Genomic DNA, 2,741 nt, shown 5'->3' with positions numbered 1-2,741 from the left:
TCGTCTGCAATCTCACTAATGGAAGGTTCTCGAGAGAATCGGCTGACCAATGAATCACGTACTTGCAGTGCTTTGTAGGCAATATCCCGCATCGAACGACTTACTCGAATGGGATTATTATCACGTAAGTAACGCCGAATTTCGCCGATAATCATCGGCACTGCGTAGGTAGAGAATTTAACATTCTGGGATAAGTCAAAGTTGTCAATGGCTTTCATTAACCCAATACAACCTACTTGAAATAAATCATCAACATATTCGCCGCGGTTGTTAAAGCGTTGAATTACACTAAGCACAAGCCGCAAATTACTATAAATCAGTTGTTCACGGGCTGCTGGCTCTCCCCCCTGCATAGTTTCAAACAACTCGCGCATTTTAGTTGCAGAAAGCACCGGGAGCTTTGCTGTATTTACACCACATATCTCAACTTTGTTAACAATCATGTTGTTTACCTCCCCAGTTTTCCTAAGCTACTAAAACAACTTACCTACACAAGCATTATTGCCATGGCTGAGACGTTTTATACTTAGGATGACAATACCAGGCAAGCGTACAATCAAAATAAATAAAGAAAAGACTTGGTTTGTACCAAGCCCCTAAGACTCCTAATGCCATTTCATAGTGTAATCGGTATTATCAATCTAGGCGCGTCGCGCCAAAATCAAAATTTATCTGCCCAAAGACGTAAATTGTACCAACTTCTCCCTATAACCCAAAAAATCACTCCAGACTGTTGGTAGCAGCAAACAGACGTATGTAACTTAGGAAAGCATTGCAAAAGAAATTATCCGCATGCCCTACTCCATGCGGATAATTTCTTTACGCAATCTCTTGATTATTCTCTTTTCTAATCTTGATATATATGATTGCGAAATACCCAACATATCGGCCACTTCTTTTTGCGTACGCTCATTACCATCATCATTAAGCCCAAACCTAAGCTCCATAATCCGTCGTTCTCGTCCTGATAATTTATTCATCGCTGTGTACAGCAGCGTTTTATCAACTTCTTCTTCAACTGACTTATAAATTATGTCATTGTCAGTCCCAAGCACATCGGACAGTAACAATTCATTACCATCCCAATCAATATTAAGCGGTTCATCAAAAGATACCTCTGCCCGTGTTTTGCTGTTACGGCGTAAATACATTAAGATTTCATTCTCAATACAACGCGAAGCATAGGTAGCCAATTTGATTTTCTTTATAGGATCAAATGTATTCACGGCCTTAATCAGACCGATAGTGCCGATACTAACCAAATCTTCTACACTTACGCCGGTATTTTCAAATTTTCGAGCAATATAAACAACCAGCCGGAGATTGCGTTCAATAAAAACGGTTTTAACCGATTTATCACCTTTTTGTAAACGGTTAAGTAAGAATATTTCTTCATCATTGGATAAGGGTGGCGGTAAAACTTCTGCACTGCCGACGTAAAATACCTCATCAGGCTTGATCCATCCAATGGCTTGTAACAACGATATGATTTTCAACCTGATGTATAGTTTAATTATTGGCCAGGTAACGCGCATACACCCGCCTCCTTTGTGATATTTACCCTGCTGATAAGCGCCGGGTGTATAAGTGCCTCATAATGGCTATCACTAGCAAATACACCATCACAAAGACCGATAAGTACCTCTGACGTATGGATTACACCAGCTTCTGTCCTCACACTAAAGCCGTCTGGTCTAAAACCAAGTAGCATATTTTCTCCACTGACCGATTGGCAAGGGATAATTTCTACCCTGGCTAACCAATCCGTATCCTGACATTTATGAAGATGTAGTAGCCAGCCTTCTGGACTGTGCGAAGTTAAATAATCGGCAACCTGTGACCCTAATAATGGGATCGCCGACTGCCATGATAACAATACTACCGGTTTATGCCCAAACAACGAATATAAATTATTCCCTGTATCTAGCAATCCGGTGATTTCTTTACGCTGTCCGTTATATTCAATGCATGCTTGGTAATATAGTTGCCTCCGAATCATACTACGTAGTATTCTTTTAGCAATAAGTATAACCAGCATGATAGCTATACCACTTCCTATAAACAAGTTACTCCAGGATACCGTAGGCAAAATTCCTGCTCTCTGAGGTACTTCGGTTTGAATAAAATATAACCATCCTAGAGTTGCGCCACCCAAAATGAAGGAGACAATAAAGAAAATGCCTATTAGAATGACTGTTGTCCTGACTGTCCTGTAACCAAAAGCCACTAACACCAGCACAACAGACATCATTAACTTTCCTGGAATGCTATACAGGATTTTCATTTCCGGTAAAATTCCACACAAAGCATATATTCCTCCTAGCAGAGCTGCCAACCATACACGTTTCCAACTATAAGAAATACCTGCTGCATGTGCTGTTAATGCCAAAATAATACTATTCATAATCCAATTGATAACTAATACCACATCAGCATAAATATACACAGGAATATACCTTCTTTTGCTACCAATTTTTATATGCCAGAACATGCTGTGCATAACACTATACACTATATGCTCGGAACTTAATCGCTATTCCAATTATAACAAGCAGCTAAGCAAAAGAATGTAATTTTCTGCCAAAAAATCATTCCAAAAACAGACATAAATAAGAAAGACTTGGCTGGTGCCAAGTCTTAGCCGTTTGATATCCATGCAGTTATAGTTCAGCTAAACTAAACAAATTCGGTTCTTTGTCAAATGTTGGGGTAAAGCATAAAGTGTAGTGGAGCAGGGGATA

General features: G+C 39.6%; 3 protein-coding genes. All 3 read right to left on the bottom strand.

Annotated features, from left to right (window positions below):
* On the bottom strand, positions 1 to 443 hold a 443-nt coding region (locus AC29Z1_RS16100; protein WP_488272469.1), incomplete at its 3' end, for a sigma-70 family RNA polymerase sigma factor.
* 354 nt (positions 444 to 797) lie between these two features.
* A complete protein-coding gene (sigE, locus tag AC29Z1_RS16095) occupies positions 798 to 1,535 on the bottom strand; it encodes an RNA polymerase sporulation sigma factor SigE (RefSeq protein WP_488272468.1) in 738 nt (245 codons plus the stop codon).
* Positions 1,514 to 2,446, bottom strand: coding sequence for a sigma-E processing peptidase SpoIIGA (locus AC29Z1_RS16090; RefSeq protein WP_488272467.1), 933 nt, complete (start codon positions 2,444 to 2,446; stop codon positions 1,514 to 1,516). The genes sigE and AC29Z1_RS16090 overlap by 22 nt, the downstream gene beginning before the upstream one ends.
* Between the last annotated feature and the right edge of the window lie 295 nt (positions 2,447 to 2,741).

Source organism: Sporomusa sp. (assembly GCF_057736855.1).
This window is presented reverse-complemented; position numbering and strand designations above follow the sequence as displayed.